Genomic DNA, 16884 nt, shown 5'->3' with positions numbered 1-16884 from the left:
CCTCGACCTTCAACGGAGCGTCCTCCATGTCGCCCACCCGCGCCCGCATCGCAACCGCCGCCTCCGTCGCGTGCTTTCTGATCGCGCTGTCCGGAACCGCCTGGGCCCAGCAGGCGACCCCGGAGACGTCTGCGCCCGCCGCCACGCCGCGCCAGCCCGCCACGGCCCAGGAACGCGCCGCCTACGACCGTTCCGATGCCCTCAGCCGTCAGGTCTTCTGGACCGATCAGGCCGAGATCAACCCGATGGACCCCGAAGCCGGGGTCAAGGCGGCCCAGGCCCTGCGCGAACTGGGTCGCTTCGATCAGGCGGCCGAGATGGCCCAGAGGGTTCTGCTGGTGCAACCGGCCAACATCGACGCCATGCTGGAATCCGGTCGCGCCCATATCGCGCGGGGCCAGGCCTTTTATGGCATCGCCGATCTGGAGAAGGCGCGCGATAGCCGCCCGAGCGACTGGCGATCCTGGTCCCTGCTGGGCACGGCCTATGAGCAGGTGCGCCGTCCCGACGACGCCCGCGCCGCCTGGGCACAGGCCTTGGCCCTGTCGCCCGATAATCCGGATGTGCTGAGCAATATGGCCATGGCCTCCATGACCCAGGGCGACACCCGTTCAGCCGAGCCGCTGTTGCGCCGCGCCGTGGCCCAGCCCAGCGCCTCGCTGAAGGTGCGGCTGAACTTGGCCATGGTCCTGGGTCTGAACGGCAATATGGCCGAGGCGGAGCAGATGCTGCGTCGCGACCTGCCACCCGAGGCCGCCGACCGCAACCTGGCCTGGCTGCGCGCCCGCTCCGGTGCCACGACCGCTGATGCCTCGCGTACCTGGGGCTCGCTTCAGGGCGGTTGACCACCCCATGACAGCAGACTGGACGCAACTCCGCTGGGCGGAGCCTGACGACTATACGCGTCTCGGCGAGGTGATGTTCGACGCCGTCCGCAATGGCGACAGCCCCTACAGCGAAGCACAACGTTCGGCATGGGTGCCCCAACCACGAAATGGCTCCAATTGGTTCAAGCGTCTGGATCGGCAAGCCATCGTCGTTGCAGAGCGGGACAGTGCTATTCTGGGATTTATGAGCCTGGCTGAGTCAGGATACATCGACTTCGCCTATATCCGGCCAGAAGCGCAAGGGACGGGGCTGTTCAAGCGACTCTACAAGCTGGTGGAGTCGCAAGCGATAAATGCCGACGAAGGTCGGCTATGGGTACATGCGAGTTTGAAAGCTCAACCCGCGTTTAGCGCCATGGGGTTCAGGATTGTTCGGCCCGAAACGGTCACCATCGGCGATCAAATCCTTGATCGTTTCGAGATGGAAAAGGCTCTGTCATCTTTAGTGTGACGGCAACCCAGTTCCCGCCCCGCATTCCAACCCCTATATTCTTCGAATGATCGACGCGCTCTACAGCACGCGGATACTGACGCTGGCGGCGAACCTGCCCCGCAGCGGACGGCTGCCCGAGCCCTCCCCCGATGCGCGTTTCGGCACCGGCGAGAAGATCGCCAAGCTGTGCGGCTCGCGCGCCATTGTCGATGTCATTCTGGACGACACTGACCGCGTCGTCGCCTTCGCCCAGGACATCAAGGCCTGTGCCCTCGGTCAGGCGGCGGCGGGCGTCTTGGGCGAGAGCATCATCGGGGCCAGCAGCGACGAGATCGAGGCCGCTCGCGACGCCATGGTCGCCATGCTGAAATCCGGCGGGGAAGGTCCGACCGGGCGCTTCGAGGGGCTGCGCGTGTTGAAACAGGTCGCCGACTATCCCGCCCGTCATGCCTCCACCCTGGTTGCCGTCGAGGCGACGCTGGAGGCCGCGCGCCAGGCTTCCACACGAACTAGCCTCGCCGGCGCGGCCTGAGGGTCCGACGCCGGTCACGTCTGGTCTCACGCCCGGTTGCTCCACTCGCCCTGACGCGAGATAAGCAGCTCGACATGGCGACAGGCCCCACCCTCTACGAACGCGGCGTCCGCGCGGCCCATCGGGGCTACAAGCTGACGCTGTCCCCCCTGATCGGGCAACAGTGCCGGTTCATGCCGACCTGTTCCGACTATGGTCGCGACGCGCTGATCCAGCACGGACCGATCAAGGGGGGATGGCTGACGGTCAGACGCCTTTGCAAATGCCACCCTTTCGGATCATCGGGTTATGACCCGGTACCGCCCATAAAAGACTGATGCGATGATCGAACTGAGATTCCCCGACGGTGCTGCCCGCGAATATCCGGCCGGATCGACCGCCCGCGATGTAGCCGCGTCCATCTCGCCCTCGCTGGCCAAGAAGGCCGTGCTGGCCGAGTTGAACGGCGAGCAGCGCGACATGGATCGTGTGCTGGAAACGAGCGGCTCTTTCCGACTGATCATGCGCGATGACCCGGCCGCCCTTTACACCATCCGTCACGACACGGCCCACGTCCTGGCCGAGGCCGTGCAAAAGCTGTTCCCCGGAACACAGGTCACCATCGGCCCGGCCATCGACGACGGCTTCTATTACGACTTCTTCCGCGAGACGCCCTTCTCGACCGACGACTTCGCCGCCATCGAAAAGGAGATGGCGAAGATCGTGGATCGCGACGCCAAGTTCGAGCGCGAGGTCTGGGACCGCGACGAGGCCATCACATTCTTCGAAGCGCGCGGGGAAAAGTTCAAGGCCGAGCTGATCCGCGACCTGCCGGCCACCGAGACCATCACCCTGTATCGCCAAGGTGATTGGATCGATCTGTGCCGAGGGCCGCACTTTCCCTCGACCCGCCATGTCGGCAAGGCCTTCAAACTGACCAAGCTGGCCGGGGCTTACTGGCGGGGCGACAGCAATCGCGAGCAGCTGCAGCGCATCTACGGCACCGCCTGGGCGACCAAGGAGGACCTGGACGCCTATTTGCAGCGACTGGAAGAGGCCGAGAAGCGCGACCATCGCAAGGTCGGCAAGGCGATGGAGCTCTTCCACATGCAGGAAGAGGGTCGGGGCATGGTCTTCTGGCATCCCAAGGGCTGGGTCCTGTGGCGTGTGCTGGAAGCCTATATGCGCCGTAGGCTGGACGCCGCCGGCTATGTCGAGGTCAAGACGCCCCAGGTGCTGGACCGCAAATTCTGGGAACAGAGCGGCCACTGGGACAAGTATCGGCCCAATATGTTCGTCTGCGAAACCGTCGAGGGCGAGGAGCTGTCGCTCAAGCCGATGAACTGCCCCGGCCACGTCCAGATCTTCGATCAGGGCCAGCGGTCCTATCGCGAGTTGCCGCTGCGCATGGCCGAGTTCGGGGCCTGCCACCGCTATGAGCCGTCGGGGTCGCTGCACGGCCTGATGCGGGTACGCGGCTTCACCCAGGACGACGCCCATATCTTCTGCCGCGAGGACCAGATCGTCGAGGAGACGGCCGAGTTCATCAAACTGGCCCGCAGCGTCCACGCCGACCTTGGCATGGAGACAGCCTATATCAGCCTGGGCACGCGTCCCGAGAACCGGGCCGGCACCGACGAATTCTGGGACAAGGCCGAGAACCTGATGGCCGAGGCGGCGCGCGCCGCCGGGACCGAGCCGGTCGTGACCGAGGGCGACGGGGCGTTTTATGCGCCCAAGCTGGACTTCATCGTCAAGGACGCCATCGGCCGCGAATGGACCTGCGGCACGATCCAGCTGGATTATGTCCTGCCAGAGCGGCTGAATGCCACCTACATCGCCGAAGACGGCCAGAAGCACCGGCCGGTGATGCTGCACCGGGCGATCCTGGGGTCGTTCGAGCGCTTCATCGGCATCATGATCGAGAACTACGCCGGGGCCTTCCCGCTGTGGCTCGCTCCCGTGCAGGCGGTGGTGGCGACCATCACGTCTGACGCCGACGGCTATGCCGAAGAGGTGGCGGCGAAGTTCCGGGCTTCGGGCCTGCGTGTCGAGACCGATCTGCGCAACGAGAAGGTCGGCTACAAGGTGCGCGAGCACTCGGTCGGCAAGGTGCCGGTCATCGCCGTCGTCGGTCGTCAGGAGGCCGAACAGGGCCAGGTCGCCATCCGCCGCCTGGGCTCGCAGGCCCAGACCGTGGTCTCGGTCGAGGAGGCCATCCGCATGCTGACTGAGGAAGCGACCCCGCCCGATCTGCGCTCAAACAGGTGATATCAGGCTGGCCTGACAGTCGATTCTTCAGGCCAGCCAGACCATTCGCCGGGTGTCCGTCACAGCACCCCGCGCCAGGCTGAACCCCTTGCGGACCTCGCCGGTATAAAGAAAGCCTGCCTTCTCCAGCACCCGTCCGGAGGCGGGGTTGTCGGCGAAATGGCCGGCCATCAGGGCGCGCCGCTTCCAGCGCTTGGACGCCCAGACCAGGGCACCGTTCAGCGCCTCGGTCGCATACCCCCGGCCCCAGTACGGACGCCCGATCCAGTAGCCGACCTCCGGTGCCGGATCCCGATCCTCGAACAGGCCGATGACGCCCACGGGCCCGTGGTCCTCATGCTCGATCAGGAAGGTCGCGGCCCGCTTCGGGTCCTGCCCGGCCACGGCCAGGATGAAGTCCTCGGCATCGGCGCTGGAGTAGGGATGCGGCATGCGCAGGGTCATCCGCGCGATGTCCGGGTCATTGGCCAGATTGGCCAGACGGCCGACATCCTGGGGGTTCGGACTGCGCAGCGTCAGACGCCGCGTCTCCAGAACGGGGGTGGTTTCGATCACGCACATCGGCGTCGCCTTCGATCATGCCGCCCCCTTTGGAGGGCTCGGGCGGCTCGAGGCGGGGAACGCAAACGGGGAGCCTGGTGATCCAGACTCCCCGCGGAAAACTTCCCTGGTCCAGATCGGCTGCTGTGGTGAGCAACGCGATCCGGTGTGATCCAGTCTCGCGTTACTCGGCGGCCATCGCCTGCTGGTCATCGTTGGCCGGGAGAATCGACACGTAACAACGGCCACCGCGTTTGGTGGTGAACTTCACGGCGCCCGTGGCCTTGGCGAACAGGGTGTGGTCGCGACCGATTCCCATGTTCTCACCGGGGTGGAACTGGGTGCCGCGCTGACGCACGATAATGTTGCCGGCCAGCACATGCTCGCCGCCGAAGCGCTTCACGCCCAGGCGTTTCGACTCGGAGTCGCGACCGTTACGCGACGAACCACCGGATTTCTTGTGAGCCATAGGTCTGCTCCGTCTTTCTTTAGTGCGCTATCGCCTGTCGGCGACTTGAGCGCGCTTCAAACTCTGTTGTTCTTACGCTTCGTCGGTCTTGTCAGCGGCCGGAGCGGCTTCGGTCTTGGGCGCGGCCTTCTTGGCCGGAGCCTTCTTGGCGGCAGGCTTGTCCTCGGTCGCGGCGGCCTCGGCCTTCGGCGCGGCCTTGGGGGCGGCGGCCTTCTTGGCGGGCTTGGCTTCGACTTCGGTCTCTTCCGTACGCGGGGCCAGGCCGCGGGCACGCAGGTTCATCTCGGCCTTGGTCATCAGCGAAGTCTCGCCGTCCCACTTGGCGTTCTCGCCTGCACCGTCGATGCCGGTGATGCGCAGGACCGATTCCATCTGGCGGTGGCCGTTGGTGCGGCGATAGCCCTGACGGCGGGTCTTCTTGAAGATCTTGATCTTCTCGCCCTTGCGGGTCTCGACCAGGGTCGCGGCGACCGCGGCACCCGCGATCAGCGGCGCACCCAGGGTGATGCCCTTGTCGCCACCCAACATCAGGACGTCGCCCAGCGACACCGACGCGCCGGCCTCGCCATCGATCTTCTCGACAACGATGACGTCGCCCGGTTGAACCCGGTACTGTTTTCCGCCGGTCTTGATCACCGCGTACATGTTGGAGCCTCAGCGTAAACGCAAAAAAAGATAGCGCCCGAAGGAGACCCCTCGGGCGAAGAGCGGCGACATATACGGAAGGGACCTTGCGAGTCAACGCCGAAGGCCGGGAAAGTCAGGGATTGCGGACTATGTGTGCCCATGTCCAGAAAATCTGCCCCACCCCCTCGACTGTTATAAAGTAACACGATAGGAAGGCTGCGATGACGCCGTCCGATCTCCAGCAACCCATCCTGCTGTCCGTCCTTGGGGCCGGGCTGGCGACGGCCTTCCTGCATGCGGCCCTGCCGACGCACTGGCTGCCGTTCGTCCTGGTCGGTCGCGCCCAGCGCTGGAGCCTAGCCCAGGTCATGAGCGCGGTCGTCACCGCAGGCCTGGCCCATATCGTCACCACCGCCGTGGTCGGCAGCCTGATCGTGATGGCAGGCCTCGCGCTGGATCGCTGGATCGGCGGCGTACTGCCCTGGGTTTCGGCGGGCCTGCTGTTCGCGTTCGGAGCCTTCTATCTGGTGCGCGCGCTTGTGAAACGCCCCGCCTTGGCCGGCGGCCCGCCGATGGAGTTCGCCGAGCCGTCGGTGTCGCACCGCGCCGCCTTCATCGGCCTAGTCGCGACCCTGGCCATTTCGCCGGGCGAAGTGCTGCTGCCATTTTACCTATCGCAAGCCACACAGGGGTTCGCCGTGCTGGCGGCCCTGACCGCCGTCTTCGCGATCGGCACGGTCGCGGGCATGGCGGCCTTCACCGCCCTGGCGCGCGCGGGTTATTCCATCCTGCGGCTGGAGCGCTGGGCCCGCTATGAAGGCGCGGCCCTGGGTCTGTCGCTGATCCTGATCGGCGTTCTGGTGGCGACGCACCATCACTAGGATTAAGGAGAGCGTCATGGCCCATGACCACGCTCATCCCCAAGACCATCACCACGGGCACAGCCACGACCATGGACACGATCATGGGCACGGCCATTCTCACGGCATCGGCGGGCACCACCACGGACCGGTGAATACCGGCGACTGGCGCTATGCCGTCGGCCTGCTGGTCAATCTGGCCTTCGTGGCGGTCGAGTTCGGGGCGGGCGTGATCAGCCAGTCCACCGCCCTGATGGCCGATGCCGGCCATAACCTGTCGGATGTCCTGGGTCTGGCCATGGCCGGAGGGGCCGCCTGGCTGGCGCGTCGTGCGTCGGCCAGCCACCGCACCTACGGCTTCGGCAAGGCCACAGTCCCGGCCGCCCTGTTCAATGCGCTTCTGCTGATCTTCGCCTGCGGAGCCATCGCCTTCGAGGCTGTGCGCCGCTTGAACGACCCGGCCCCTGTCGGCTCGACCACCGTCATGGTGGTGGCCGGCATCGGCTTCTTCATCAATCTGGGCACCGCCCTGCTGTTCATGAAGGACCAGCACAAGGACCTGAACGTGCGCGGAGCCTATCTGCACATGATGGCCGATGCCGCGGTGTCGCTGGGCGTCGTCGTGGTCGGGGCGATCATGCTGGTGACGAACTGGTCGATTCTCGATCCCCTGGTCAGCATCGCCATCGTGGTTCTGATCCTGATCGGGACCTGGGGCCTGCTGAAGGACAGCGTCAACCTGGCCCTGGACGCCGCCCCGCGCGGCGTGGACGTCGCCGCCATCCGCGCAGGGCTTCTGGCCCTTCCAGGCGTCACAGCCGTGCACGACCTGCATGTCTGGGGCCTGTCCACGACCGAGACGGCCCTGACCGCCCATCTGGTCCACGACCGTCCTGACGCAGACGCCCTGCTGTGCGAAGCCCAGGCCCTCGCCCGCACCCGCTTCTCGATCGGTCACACGACGCTACAGCTTGAGAGCGGCGCCCTGCCCGACTGCCCGGACTGCTGACCCCTTCCCATCCGGCCGCCCAGCCTCCATCTAGCGGCCCATGACCGATACCACCGCCACCAACGCCAAGATCCCCGTCACCGTCCTCACCGGCTATCTCGGAGCGGGCAAGACCACGCTTCTGAACCGCATCCTGACCGAGGACCACGGCAAGCGTTACGCCGTCATCGTCAATGAGTTCGGCGAGATCGGCATCGACAACGATCTCGTCGTCGGAGCCGACGAGGATGTGTTCGAGATGAACAACGGCTGCGTCTGCTGCACGGTGCGCGGCGACCTGATCCGCGTCGTCGCTGGTCTGATGAAACGGCAACGCCCCGGCAAGCCCGCCTTTGACGCCATCATCGTTGAGACGACCGGCCTGGCCGACCCCGGCCCGGTGGCCCAGACCTTCTTCGTCGACGAGGACGTCAAGGCCAAGACCGCGCTGGACAGCGTCACAGCCCTGGTCGATGCCAGACACGTCATGGCGCGTCTGGACGATTCAAAGGAAGCCCGTGAACAGGTCGCGTTTGCCGACCGCATCATCCTGAACAAGGTCGACCTGGCGACACCGGCTGAGCTGGCCGAGGTCGAGCGTCGTCTGCGCGCCCTGAACCCTCTGGCCCCCATCACCCGCGCCGAACGGGCCAATGTGCCGCTGGATCAGGTGCTGGGTCTGGGCGGGTTCGATCTGGAGCGGATCCTCGACATCAATCCCCAGTTCGCCAATCCGGCGCATGGCGAAGAGGGCCATGTCCACGACGAGCACTGCGGGCATGATCACCATCATGACCACGATCACCACGGGCACGACCATGCTCACGACCGCGAGCACACCCATGCGTCCGGTGCGCGCGGCCACGCCCACCAGGACGACATCAAGGGCATCTCCCTGTCACTGGATCGCCCTGTTAACGGCGCAAAGTTCACCGCCTGGCTGGATCAGTTGCTAGGGACGCAGGGCCAGAACATCCTGCGCGCCAAGGGCATCATCGACGTCGAGGGCGAGGATCGCCGTTTGGTCTTCCAAGCTGTCCATATGATCCTGGAGGGCGATCTTCAGCGCGAATGGGGGGCCAACGAACGCCGCTGGTCCCGCGCCGTCTTCATCGGCCGGGATCTGGACGAGGCCGCCCTCAAGGCCGGGTTCGAGGCCTGCGCGGCATGAGCAAGGACACAGACATGAAAACCATACTGATCGTCGGCGCGTCGCGCGGCCTGGGCCTTGGTCTCGTCGCCGAGCATCTGAAGCGCGGCTTCGATGTCATCGCCACGGTGCGCAAGGCCGCGGACGAGGCGGAGCTGAAGGCCCTGCCCGGTTCCGAGCGGCTGACCCTGCACCATCTGGACGTCACCTCGGATGACGACATCGCCCGGCTGGCCAAGGATTTGCCGGCCGACCTCGACATCGCCTTCATCAACGCCGGCATCTCGGGCCCGAAGAGCGTGGTCACCGCCTCGGCCGACGAACTGAACCAGATCATGCAGGCCAATGTCTTCGGCCCCGTCCGTCTGGCCCACGCCCTGATCGGCAAGGTCCGCCGCGACACCGGAATCCTGGCCTTCATGTCCAGCATCATGGGCTCGATCGCCGAAAACGAGAGCGGCGGCATGGAGGTCTATCGCGCCTCCAAGACGGCACAGAACAGCCTGGCCCGCTCCTTGTGGATCGGGTCGGCCAAGGAGGCGGGCGTCACGGTCCTGTCGATCCATCCCGGCTGGGTGAAGACCGACATGGGCGGTGCCGGGGCCGACATCGACGTGGACACCAGCGTGACCGGCATCGCCGACCAGCTGGCCGCCCATCACGGTGCCCACACTCACCACTTCGTCGACTACAGCGGGCGCGAGATCGCCTGGTAGGGCAAGCAGACTAGCCAGCGGCCTCGCACCTCCTCTAGACCGTGCCCATGACAACCACCTTCGATGCCCAGGTCACCGCCGCCTTGTTCGATGCCACCGGTGCCATCTTCGCTCTGGGCGATGGTTCGGTGCGGTTCGACAGCGGCGAGTTCAACGCCGCCCATGACGGGGCCATCCTTTGTGCCTCCGTTCATCCGTCCGGCGACGGCATCGTTACAGGCGGCGATGACGGGCGCGTCGTCTGGCATCGGCGGGGCGAGGCGGGCCTGCTGGCCAATGCGGCCAGCGGCCAGTGGGTGGATGCCATCGATTGCGCTGCCGACACCGGCCTGATCGCCTTTTCGGCCGGAAGGACGCTCAGCGTCATCGATGCGAAAGACGCCGGTTTTCGCCGCGACTTTGTGCATGAGCGGACGGTGTCGGGCGTGGCCTTCGATCCCAAGGGTCGACGCATCGCCACCTCGACCTACGGCGGGGCCTGTCTGTGGTATGCGCGGATCGCGGACCAGAAGCCGACCTTACTGAAGTGGGCCGGTTCGCACACCTCGGTGACCTTTTCGCCGGACGGAGCCTTCGTCATCACGGCCATGCAGGACAGCCAGCTGCACGGCTGGCGGCTGAAGGATGCCAAGGATCTCCGCATGGGCGGTTATCCCGCCAAGATCCGCAGCGTCAGCTTTCTGTCCAAGGGCAGTCTAATGGCGACCTCAGGTGCACAAGGCGCCGTCTTGTGGCCCTTCATCGGAGCCAACGGACCGATGGGGCGCGAGGCCACCGAGATCGGCTACGACGAGGGCAGTCTGGTCACCCAGGTCGCTTCGCAGGTCGGGCACAGCCTGCTGGCCGCCGGGCTGAACGACGGGCGCGTCTGGCTGGCCGACCCGGCGGCGCTGGGGCTGAACATGTTGAAGGCCGAAAAGGGCTCGCCCATCGTGGCCCTGGCCATGAGCCGCGATGCCACACGCGCGGCGTGGGCGGACGAGGATGGCAACGCGGGCGTCGTCGTCATCTGACCAAGGACGCTTGCCTGTCGCAAGCCGTCGCGCCACCCTCCGGACATGGCGGCAACCGGCACCCCTCGCAAAAGACGGCCCATCCTGACGATCCTGGGTCTGCTGGCTCTGCTCGGCGTTCTGAGCGTGGCCTTGTTGCGCATCGTGCCTCCACCGATGACCTTTCTGATGAGCTCGCGCGCGGTCTCCGGGTCGGGCATCGACTACCGCTGGCGATCGCTGGATGACATTTCCCCGCGTCTGGTCGAGGCGGTGATCGCGGCGGAGGACGCAGGCTTCTGCGATCACTTTGGCTTTGACGTCGAGGCGATCGAAAAGGCCATGCGTGACAATGCCCGCAACGAGGAGCGCGGTCGCGACCGCATCCGCGGCGGCTCGACCATCAGCCAGCAGACGGCCAAAAACGTCTTTCTGTGGCCGGGTCGCGACTGGGTGCGCAAGGGGCTGGAGGCCGGCTACACCCTGATGATCGAAACCCTGTGGGGCAAGCGTCGCATCATGGAGGTCTATCTGAACGTCGCCGAATGGGCCCCGGGCGTCTATGGCGCGCAGGCGGCGTCGCAGCACTGGTTCGGCAAGGATGCCGACGCCCTGACCAACCGCGAGGCCGCGCGACTGGCGGCCATTCTTCCCTCGCCCCGCCGCTATCAGGCGGCCTCACCCGGACCCTATGTGCGTCGTCGGGGCGGGCGTATCCAGTCGGCCATGGGAACCGTCCGTAACGAGGGGCTGGCGTCCTGCGTGCTGGGATGAAGGCATCGCAGACCCGCGTTCGTTAACCTATGCCGTAGGACGATTTTTAACCGGATTTGGCGATACCTCGTCAGTTAGACGGCCAGCCTTGCCGCGATCGACGAAGAGACGGTCATGAAACTTCAGCAGCGCCTGCATGCGGCCGCTCAGGCGGTGACGACCTCACTTAGGGATTTTGCTCGCGATACGAGCGGCAATATTGCCATGCTGTTTGGCCTGTCGCTCCCGGTCCTGCTGATGGTCGTCGTCGGAGCTATCGACATAAACCGCGTATCCACGGCCAAGGTGGGTTTGCAGGACGCGCTCGACGCCGCCGCACTGGCAGCCGCCCGCTCTCCCTATACGGCCGCAGCCGACATCCAGCGTGTTGGAATGGATGCCTTGCGGGCCAATCTGGCGACGCAACCCACCATGAGCTTGTTGGAGGAAGAAACCACTTTCGTCCTCGTGGACGATGAGATCGTCGTCGCTGATGCACGCGTAAACGTCCAGACCCTCATCGCCAATATCGTTCTGCCGCCCTACGGTCAGGTTCTTGACGACGAACTGCCCGTCGGCGTGCATTCCGAAGTCAACCGCTCGACGAAAGACATTGAGGTATCTCTGGTCCTAGACGTGACCGGGTCGATGAGCGGAAATCGCCTGCGCGACCTGAAGTCCGCCGCCAACAGCCTGGTCGATCTTGTCGTTCAGGATCAGCAGAACATCAACCGCACCCGCATGGCTCTTGTGCCTTATTCGATGGGCGTCAATCCGGGCACCTACATCGACACGGTACGCGGCACACCCAAGGGACCCACAAGCATCAGCGGTGCCTCTTGGATGAGCAACGGCTGGTCTGCCAAAAGCTTCAGCGCGGTGTCGAAAGCCAACCCCGGTGTCATCACTTCCGCCAATCACGGCCTGACCAACGGGGACTTCGTCTGGATCAGCGGCGTCACCCAGTCGGGGACATCCGGCACGGATCTGACGACCCTGCTGAACAACAAGGCTTATCGCGTGGCCAATGTCACGACCAATACCTTCACTCTGGAGAACTCAGGCACCTGGTCCGCCGTAAACACGACCGGCACCAAGAACTACGCTGGAAGCGGCATCTTCCGCAAATGTCAGGTTTCGACCTGTGAAGTGGTAATCACTTCTGCCAATCATGGCCTCGAAACCGGCCAGGATGTCAGCATCCGCGGTGTGAACGGCATGACTGAAATCAACAACGCCCTCGACGACGGACGGACAAGCACGACAGCCCAGAGCAACCTGTTCACGACGGTCACCAAACGGTCCAACAACACAGTCTCGCTGAATGGTCGCATCGGTCCGAACGTCTCCAACTACTCGTCCGGGGGCACGATCCAGTGCCTAGAGCAAGGATGTTCTCAGTTCCTCTTCCAGAACCTATCCAATAACCACTGGCGTATACGTCCGATCGTTGATGGGCAGGGTCGCTCATGTGTCAGTGAGCGTACCGGGGCCAATGCCTACACCGATGCCTCGGCGTCGACGGCGCTTGTCGGGCGGGCCTATGCGTCAACGGATAATCCCTGCTTGGCTTCGACGATTCAGCCGCTGACCGACAGCCGCGACGTCCTGCACAATCAGATCAATGGTTACGCTGCTGTTGGCTCTACTGCAGGTCAGGTTGGTGTTGGCTGGGGGTGGTATATGGTGTCGCCGACATTCGGCAGCATATTCCCTGCGGCCAATCGACCTGATCCCTACTCGACAGACAACAGCCTGCTCAAAGTGGTGATCATCATGACCGATGGCGAGTTTAACACGCCCTATTGCAACGGCGTGGTGGCGGGGGCGGTTTCCGGCAGTGGTTCTACGACACAACACATCAACTGCGCAGCCACCAATGGCAACCCGTTCGCTCAAGCCGTGACGATGTGCAACGCCATGAAGTCCCGCAACATCATCGTCTATACCGTCGGCTTCGACATCGGCACCAGCAACGGTGGTGCCGGCGTGGACACGGCCAAGGAAGTCATGGAGCAGTGCGCCACCGACGCCAGTCACGTCTATCTGCCCAGCAACGGTGCCTCGCTTCAGACGGCGTTTGCCGCCATCGGCCGGAGCATCAGCCAGCTGCGGATTTCCCGCTGACGACGGCAAGGCGCCGAAGGCGCGCGCGTTAATGCTCGCGCGGTAACCCGAGCGCTCAAGCAGCACGGGCCCGCGTCCCGTGCGTTAGCGCCCTAGATGAGCCGGATTTCCTTCAGCCGCTCGGTCAGGAAATCCTCGGCCATGATCGCCTTGCCGGCATAGCGGTCGGGGTTGTCCGGGGTCACGGTCGAGGGCAGGCTTTCGATCACGAAGTCCGGGTTGAAGTGCAGGAAGAAGGGCGTCGAATAGCGGGCGTAGCTGGCCCGTTCCGGTGCCGGATTGATCACCCGGTGGCTGGTCGACGGCAGGACGTGGTTGGTCAGCCGTTGCAGCATGTCGCCGATATTGACCACAAGAGCGCCCGGGGGCGGCGCGATGTCCAGCCACTGGCCGTCCGCATCCTTCAGCTGCAGCCCGGCCTCCTCAGCACCCAGCAGCAGGGTGATGACGTTGATGTCCTCATGCGCCCCGGCCCGCACGCCTGACGCACCTGCGGGCACCGGCGGATAGTGCAGCATGCGCAGGATGGAGTTGCCCAGCTGGACCTTGTCGGCAAAGAAGTCGTCGCCAAGGTTCATGTATCGAGCGATGGCCCGCAGGATCTTAGCCCCAAGCTGGTCCATCGCCGTGAACATGCCGTACAGGTGCTCGCGGAAGCCCTCGACCTCGGTCGGCCAGACGTTGTCGCGCATATACTGGCGGTAGGGATGCCCCTCGGGCAGTTCGCGCCCGACGTGCCAGAACTCCTTCAGGTCGACCGTCGCCGCCCCCTTGGCCGCCTCGACGCCAAAGGGGGTCAGGCCACGTGCGCCGCCTGTTCCCGGCTGATGATACTGACCCTTTACCTCTTCCGGCAGGGCGAAGAAGGCCTTGGCGTCGTCGATGGCCGCCTCGATCACCGCTTCGTCCAGTCCGTGGTCGGACACGACGGCAAAGCCATAGCGTTTGAACGATCCGCCCAGCTTGTCAGCGAAGGCCTGAAAGTCGGTGTCGTAGAGCGTCATCGAGACCGGCTCGATGCCACGGGCGGCGGTGGAGGGGCTGGTGCCTTCGGCGGTCGATGTCGTCACGGCGGAAACCTTCTGGAACAGGATTGCGATGTCCTTACGCCTTGAACCCTGCGATTGGCAAAGTCGGGGCGGCGTGACCAAACGCCCACCCGTCGCGTTCATGGGCCGTACAGGCTGGAACCTTCACCGTGAGGCCTGCGTTCCAGCGCCAATCGTCTCCCAGAAAGGACAAGCTTCATGCGCGTCAAACTTTTCATCTCGGCCGTCAGCCTCTCGGCCATCATGGCCACCGCCGCCTGCACCACGACCGATCCCTACAGCTCGACCCCGCGTCGCAACAACACCGGCACGGGCGTGATCGCCGGGGCCCTGGGCGGCGCTCTGCTGGGCTATTTGACCAACACTTCCAACTCCGAGGAAGGCCGCAAGAACGCCCTGATCGGCGCTGGCATCGGTGCCTTGGGCGGTGCGGCAGTCGGCCAGTACATGGATCGCCAGCAGCGCGCGCTGGAAGCCGAACTGTCCGGAACCGGTGTCGGCGTGGCCCGCCAAGGTGACAATCTCATCCTGCGCATGCCGTCGGACGTGACCTTCGCCTCCAACCAGTCGTCGGTAAACTCCAGCTTCTATGCGACTCTGGATGATGTGGCGGCCGTGCTGCAGCGCTATGACCAGTCGACCATCGACATCATCGGTCACGCCGATTCCGACGGGGCCGACGACTATAATCTGAACCTGTCGCGCCAGCGTGCATCTTCGGTGGCCCGCTACCTCGTCGATCGCGGCGTTCTGGCGGACCGCTTCTTCGTCGACGGTCGCGGCGAGAGCCAGCCGATCGCCGACAACGGCACGGCCTCGGGCAAGGCCCAGAACCGCCGCGTCGAAATCCTGATCCGCCCGTTCCGCGGCTGATCAACCATTTAGGCTGACAAGATGAAGGCGGCTCCTTGGCGGAGCCGCCTTTATCTATGCCCGTCCGATGGAGGCGTAGCGGAAGCCGCGCGCCCGCATGTCGTCGGGTCGATAGACGTTCCTCAGGTCGACCATGACCGGCTGTTTGAGCAGCAGCTTGATCCGGTCCAGATCCAGCGCCCGGAACTGATCCCATTCCGTCAGGATGACCACGGCATCGGCTCCGGCCACCGCATCGTAAGGCCCGTCCTTGAAGACGACGCCGTCCAGCAGCTTGGACGCCTCGTGCATGCCTTCCGGATCGAAGGCCTGGACCGTCGCGCCCGCCGCCATCAGGGCCGGTGCGACGTCCAGCGAGGGGGCATCGCGCATGTCGTCGGTGTTCGGCTTGAATGTCAGGCCCAGCAGGGCGACCGTCTTGCCCTTCAGATCGCTGTCCAGCGCCTTGGCCACCCGATCGGCCATCGCCTTCTTGCGATCGTCGTTGATGCTGACGGTGGTCTCGATCAGGCGAACCGGCGTGCCGGCATCGGTCGCGGTCCGCACCAAGGCCAGGGTATCCTTGGGAAAGCAGGAGCCGCCATAGCCGGGGCCCGCATGCAGGAATTTCGACCCGATCCGCTTGTCCAGACCGATGCCGCGCGCGACCTGCTGGACGTCTGCCCCGACCGCCTCGCACAGGTCAGCCATCTCGTTGATGAAGGTGATCTTCATCGCCAGAAAGGCATTAGCCGCATATTTCGTGAGTTCGGACGTGCGCCGCCCGGTGAACAGAATCGGCGTCTCGTTCAGGTTCAGCGGGCGATACAGCTCGCGCATGACCGCCTGCGCGCGCTCGTCATTCGTACCGACGACGACGCGGTCGGGCCGCTTGAAATCCTCGATGGCGGCCCCTTCACGCAGGAACTCAGGATTGGAGACCACCGCGAAATCCGCTTCGGGGCGGCGCTCGCGGATGATGCGCTCGATCTTGTCGCCTGTGCCGACCGGCACGGTCGACTTGGTGACCACGACCGTGAAGCCGTCGATCAGGCCCGCGATCTCTTCCGCGGCGGCATAGACATAGGATAGGTCGGCGTGGCCATCGCCCCGCCGGGACGGCGTGCCCACGGCGATGAAGACGGCGTCTGCTGCCCGGATCGCCTCGGCCCCGTCCAAAGCGAAGGACAGGCGGCCTCCCCGCACGTTGGACGCGACCAGATCGTCCAGACCCGGCTCGAAGATCGGAATCTCGCCCTTCTCCAGCCGCTCGATCTTGGAGGCGTCCTTGTCGACGCAGGTCACCTCGTGGCCGAAGTCGGCGAAACAGGCCCCGGAGACCAGGCCGACATAGCCTGTGCCGATCATGGCGACGCGCATGGGATATCCCTCTCTGAAGACCTGCGGGGAATAGCGAGGCCGGCGGCCTTTGACCACCCGCGCAAACGAGACCGCCCGCCCTCGTTTCCGGGGGCGGGCGGTGGGTAGAGTGGATCGACTGTCCGGTAGGCCGGGAGCCGGGGCCTGTCTTTCGACGGGCCCCGGTCCGTTGTGGCTTACTGGAAGTTGATGCCGATGGTGGCGCGACGGTTCAGCGGCTCGCGCACGCCGTCAGCCGTCGGGCGGGCCAGAGCGGTTTCGCCCTTGCCGTCCAGCGAG

Annotated in this window: 19 protein-coding genes; 13 read left to right on the top strand and 6 right to left on the bottom strand. The window is 65.0% G+C overall.

What is annotated here, in order from left to right; all coding sequences use genetic code 11:
- The first annotated feature begins 26 nt into the window (after positions 1 to 26).
- The 5 genes from ACE3TH_RS02835 (at position 27) to thrS (ending at position 4102) form a co-directional block, all read left to right on the top strand.
- A complete protein-coding gene (locus ACE3TH_RS02835) occupies positions 27 to 845 on the top strand; it encodes a tetratricopeptide repeat protein (RefSeq protein WP_374597147.1) in 819 nt (272 codons plus the stop codon).
- 7 nt (positions 846 to 852) lie between these two features.
- A complete protein-coding gene (locus ACE3TH_RS02830; protein ID WP_374597145.1) occupies positions 853 to 1338 on the top strand; it encodes a GNAT family N-acetyltransferase in 486 nt (161 codons plus the stop codon).
- A gap of 46 nt (positions 1339 to 1384) precedes the next feature.
- Positions 1385 to 1852 carry an iron-sulfur cluster assembly scaffold protein gene (locus ACE3TH_RS02825; protein ID WP_374597143.1) on the top strand — a complete coding sequence of 156 codons (468 nt, stop codon included), beginning with the start codon at positions 1385 to 1387 and terminating at the stop codon, positions 1850 to 1852.
- Positions 1853 to 1926: 74 nt separating this feature from the next.
- The gene (yidD, locus tag ACE3TH_RS02820) at positions 1927 to 2169 is read left to right on the top strand and encodes a membrane protein insertion efficiency factor YidD (protein ID WP_374597141.1); all 243 of its coding nucleotides are present in this window, start codon (positions 1927 to 1929) and stop codon (positions 2167 to 2169) included.
- 4 nt (positions 2170 to 2173) lie between these two features.
- Positions 2174 to 4102, top strand: a complete 1929-nt coding sequence (thrS, locus tag ACE3TH_RS02815) for a threonine--tRNA ligase (RefSeq protein ID WP_374597139.1) — start codon at positions 2174 to 2176, stop codon at positions 4100 to 4102.
- Positions 4103 to 4129: 27 nt separating this feature from the next.
- Here thrS and ACE3TH_RS02810 read toward each other — a convergent pair whose 3' ends face one another.
- The 3 genes from ACE3TH_RS02810 to rplU all read right to left on the bottom strand — a co-directional run bounded on the left by ACE3TH_RS02810 (position 4130) and on the right by rplU (position 5756).
- Positions 4130 to 4663: a GNAT family N-acetyltransferase gene (locus ACE3TH_RS02810; RefSeq protein WP_374597137.1), complete on the bottom strand. Its 534-nt coding sequence runs from the start codon at positions 4661 to 4663 to the stop codon at positions 4130 to 4132.
- A gap of 163 nt (positions 4664 to 4826) precedes the next feature.
- Positions 4827 to 5111 carry a 50S ribosomal protein L27 gene (gene rpmA, locus ACE3TH_RS02805; protein ID WP_292175337.1) on the bottom strand — a complete coding sequence of 95 codons (285 nt, stop codon included), beginning with the start codon at positions 5109 to 5111 and terminating at the stop codon, positions 4827 to 4829.
- Between the two features lie 72 nt (positions 5112 to 5183).
- Positions 5184 to 5756, bottom strand: a complete 573-nt coding sequence (gene rplU / locus ACE3TH_RS02800) for a 50S ribosomal protein L21 (protein ID WP_374597135.1) — start codon at positions 5754 to 5756, stop codon at positions 5184 to 5186.
- Positions 5757 to 5959: 203 nt separating this feature from the next.
- Here rplU and ACE3TH_RS02795 point away from each other — a divergent pair, with 203 nt between their 5' ends.
- The 7 genes from ACE3TH_RS02795 (at position 5960) to ACE3TH_RS02765 (ending at position 13324) form a co-directional block, all read left to right on the top strand.
- Positions 5960 to 6619 (top strand): hypothetical protein, encoded by a 660-nt coding sequence (locus tag ACE3TH_RS02795; protein ID WP_374597133.1) that lies wholly within the window; start codon positions 5960 to 5962, stop codon positions 6617 to 6619.
- Between the two features lie 130 nt (positions 6620 to 6749).
- Positions 6750 to 7607, top strand: a complete 858-nt coding sequence (locus ACE3TH_RS02790) for a cation diffusion facilitator family transporter (RefSeq protein ID WP_374597131.1) — start codon at positions 6750 to 6752, stop codon at positions 7605 to 7607.
- 40 nt (positions 7608 to 7647) lie between these two features.
- The gene (locus tag ACE3TH_RS02785) at positions 7648 to 8757 is read left to right on the top strand and encodes a GTP-binding protein (protein WP_374597129.1); all 1110 of its coding nucleotides are present in this window, start codon (positions 7648 to 7650) and stop codon (positions 8755 to 8757) included.
- A gap of 14 nt (positions 8758 to 8771) precedes the next feature.
- The gene (locus ACE3TH_RS02780) at positions 8772 to 9452 is read left to right on the top strand and encodes an SDR family NAD(P)-dependent oxidoreductase (protein WP_374597127.1); all 681 of its coding nucleotides are present in this window, start codon (positions 8772 to 8774) and stop codon (positions 9450 to 9452) included.
- Positions 9453 to 9499: 47 nt separating this feature from the next.
- Positions 9500 to 10465 carry a WD40 repeat domain-containing protein gene (locus ACE3TH_RS02775; RefSeq protein ID WP_374597125.1) on the top strand — a complete coding sequence of 322 codons (966 nt, stop codon included), beginning with the start codon at positions 9500 to 9502 and terminating at the stop codon, positions 10463 to 10465.
- A gap of 45 nt (positions 10466 to 10510) precedes the next feature.
- Positions 10511 to 11218, top strand: coding sequence for a monofunctional biosynthetic peptidoglycan transglycosylase (mtgA, locus tag ACE3TH_RS02770; RefSeq protein ID WP_374597123.1), 708 nt, complete (start codon positions 10511 to 10513; stop codon positions 11216 to 11218).
- A 114-nt stretch (positions 11219 to 11332) separates the two neighbouring features.
- A complete protein-coding gene (locus ACE3TH_RS02765; RefSeq protein WP_374597121.1) occupies positions 11333 to 13324 on the top strand; it encodes a pilus assembly protein TadG-related protein in 1992 nt (663 codons plus the stop codon).
- A 92-nt stretch (positions 13325 to 13416) separates the two neighbouring features.
- Here the strand turns inward: ACE3TH_RS02765 and ACE3TH_RS02760 are convergent, their stop codons facing one another.
- Positions 13417 to 14328 carry an isopenicillin N synthase family dioxygenase gene (locus ACE3TH_RS02760; protein ID WP_374597935.1) on the bottom strand — a complete coding sequence of 304 codons (912 nt, stop codon included), beginning with the start codon at positions 14326 to 14328 and terminating at the stop codon, positions 13417 to 13419.
- Between the two features lie 243 nt (positions 14329 to 14571).
- On the opposite strand from ACE3TH_RS02760, the gene ACE3TH_RS02755 reads away from it, so the two are divergent.
- Positions 14572 to 15246, top strand: coding sequence for an OmpA family protein (locus ACE3TH_RS02755; protein WP_374597119.1), 675 nt, complete (start codon positions 14572 to 14574; stop codon positions 15244 to 15246).
- 54 nt (positions 15247 to 15300) lie between these two features.
- Here the strand turns inward: ACE3TH_RS02755 and ACE3TH_RS02750 are convergent, their stop codons facing one another.
- Together ACE3TH_RS02750 and ACE3TH_RS02745 are read right to left on the bottom strand one after the other, a co-directional pair.
- Positions 15301 to 16605, bottom strand: coding sequence for a UDP-glucose/GDP-mannose dehydrogenase family protein (locus tag ACE3TH_RS02750; RefSeq protein ID WP_374597117.1), 1305 nt, complete (start codon positions 16603 to 16605; stop codon positions 15301 to 15303).
- Between the two features lie 176 nt (positions 16606 to 16781).
- Positions 16782 to 16884, bottom strand: a 103-nt coding sequence (locus ACE3TH_RS02745) for a hypothetical protein (RefSeq protein ID WP_374597933.1), incomplete at its 5' end; no start/stop codon positions are given.

The sequence above is a fragment of the Brevundimonas sp. genome (assembly GCF_041919755.1).
Taxonomy (GTDB): domain Bacteria; phylum Pseudomonadota; class Alphaproteobacteria; order Caulobacterales; family Caulobacteraceae; genus Brevundimonas.
The sequence above is the reverse complement of the archived record's forward strand: the minus strand, read 5'-3'. Positions and strand labels throughout refer to the sequence as shown.

Coding starts and splice junctions, on each gene's coding strand:
- ACE3TH_RS02835 (WP_374597147.1), top strand. CDS start 27: ATGTCGCCCACCCGCGCCCGCATCGCAACCGCCGCCTCCGTCGCGTGC.
- ACE3TH_RS02830 (WP_374597145.1), top strand. CDS start 853: ATGACAGCAGACTGGACGCAACTCCGCTGGGCGGAGCCTGACGACTAT.
- ACE3TH_RS02825 (WP_374597143.1), top strand. CDS start 1,385: ATGATCGACGCGCTCTACAGCACGCGGATACTGACGCTGGCGGCGAAC.
- yidD (WP_374597141.1), top strand. CDS start 1,927: ATGGCGACAGGCCCCACCCTCTACGAACGCGGCGTCCGCGCGGCCCAT.
- thrS (WP_374597139.1), top strand. CDS start 2,174: ATGATCGAACTGAGATTCCCCGACGGTGCTGCCCGCGAATATCCGGCC.
- ACE3TH_RS02810 (WP_374597137.1), bottom strand. CDS start 4,663: ATGTGCGTGATCGAAACCACCCCCGTTCTGGAGACGCGGCGTCTGACG.
- rpmA (WP_292175337.1), bottom strand. CDS start 5,111: ATGGCTCACAAGAAATCCGGTGGTTCGTCGCGTAACGGTCGCGACTCC.
- rplU (WP_374597135.1), bottom strand. CDS start 5,756: ATGTACGCGGTGATCAAGACCGGCGGAAAACAGTACCGGGTTCAACCG.
- ACE3TH_RS02795 (WP_374597133.1), top strand. CDS start 5,960: ATGACGCCGTCCGATCTCCAGCAACCCATCCTGCTGTCCGTCCTTGGG.
- ACE3TH_RS02785 (WP_374597129.1), top strand. CDS start 7,648: ATGACCGATACCACCGCCACCAACGCCAAGATCCCCGTCACCGTCCTC.
- ACE3TH_RS02780 (WP_374597127.1), top strand. CDS start 8,772: ATGAAAACCATACTGATCGTCGGCGCGTCGCGCGGCCTGGGCCTTGGT.
- ACE3TH_RS02775 (WP_374597125.1), top strand. CDS start 9,500: ATGACAACCACCTTCGATGCCCAGGTCACCGCCGCCTTGTTCGATGCC.
- mtgA (WP_374597123.1), top strand. CDS start 10,511: ATGGCGGCAACCGGCACCCCTCGCAAAAGACGGCCCATCCTGACGATC.
- ACE3TH_RS02765 (WP_374597121.1), top strand. CDS start 11,333: ATGAAACTTCAGCAGCGCCTGCATGCGGCCGCTCAGGCGGTGACGACC.
- ACE3TH_RS02760 (WP_374597935.1), bottom strand. CDS start 14,328: ATGACGCTCTACGACACCGACTTTCAGGCCTTCGCTGACAAGCTGGGC.
- ACE3TH_RS02755 (WP_374597119.1), top strand. CDS start 14,572: ATGCGCGTCAAACTTTTCATCTCGGCCGTCAGCCTCTCGGCCATCATG.
- ACE3TH_RS02750 (WP_374597117.1), bottom strand. CDS start 16,605: ATGCGCGTCGCCATGATCGGCACAGGCTATGTCGGCCTGGTCTCCGGG.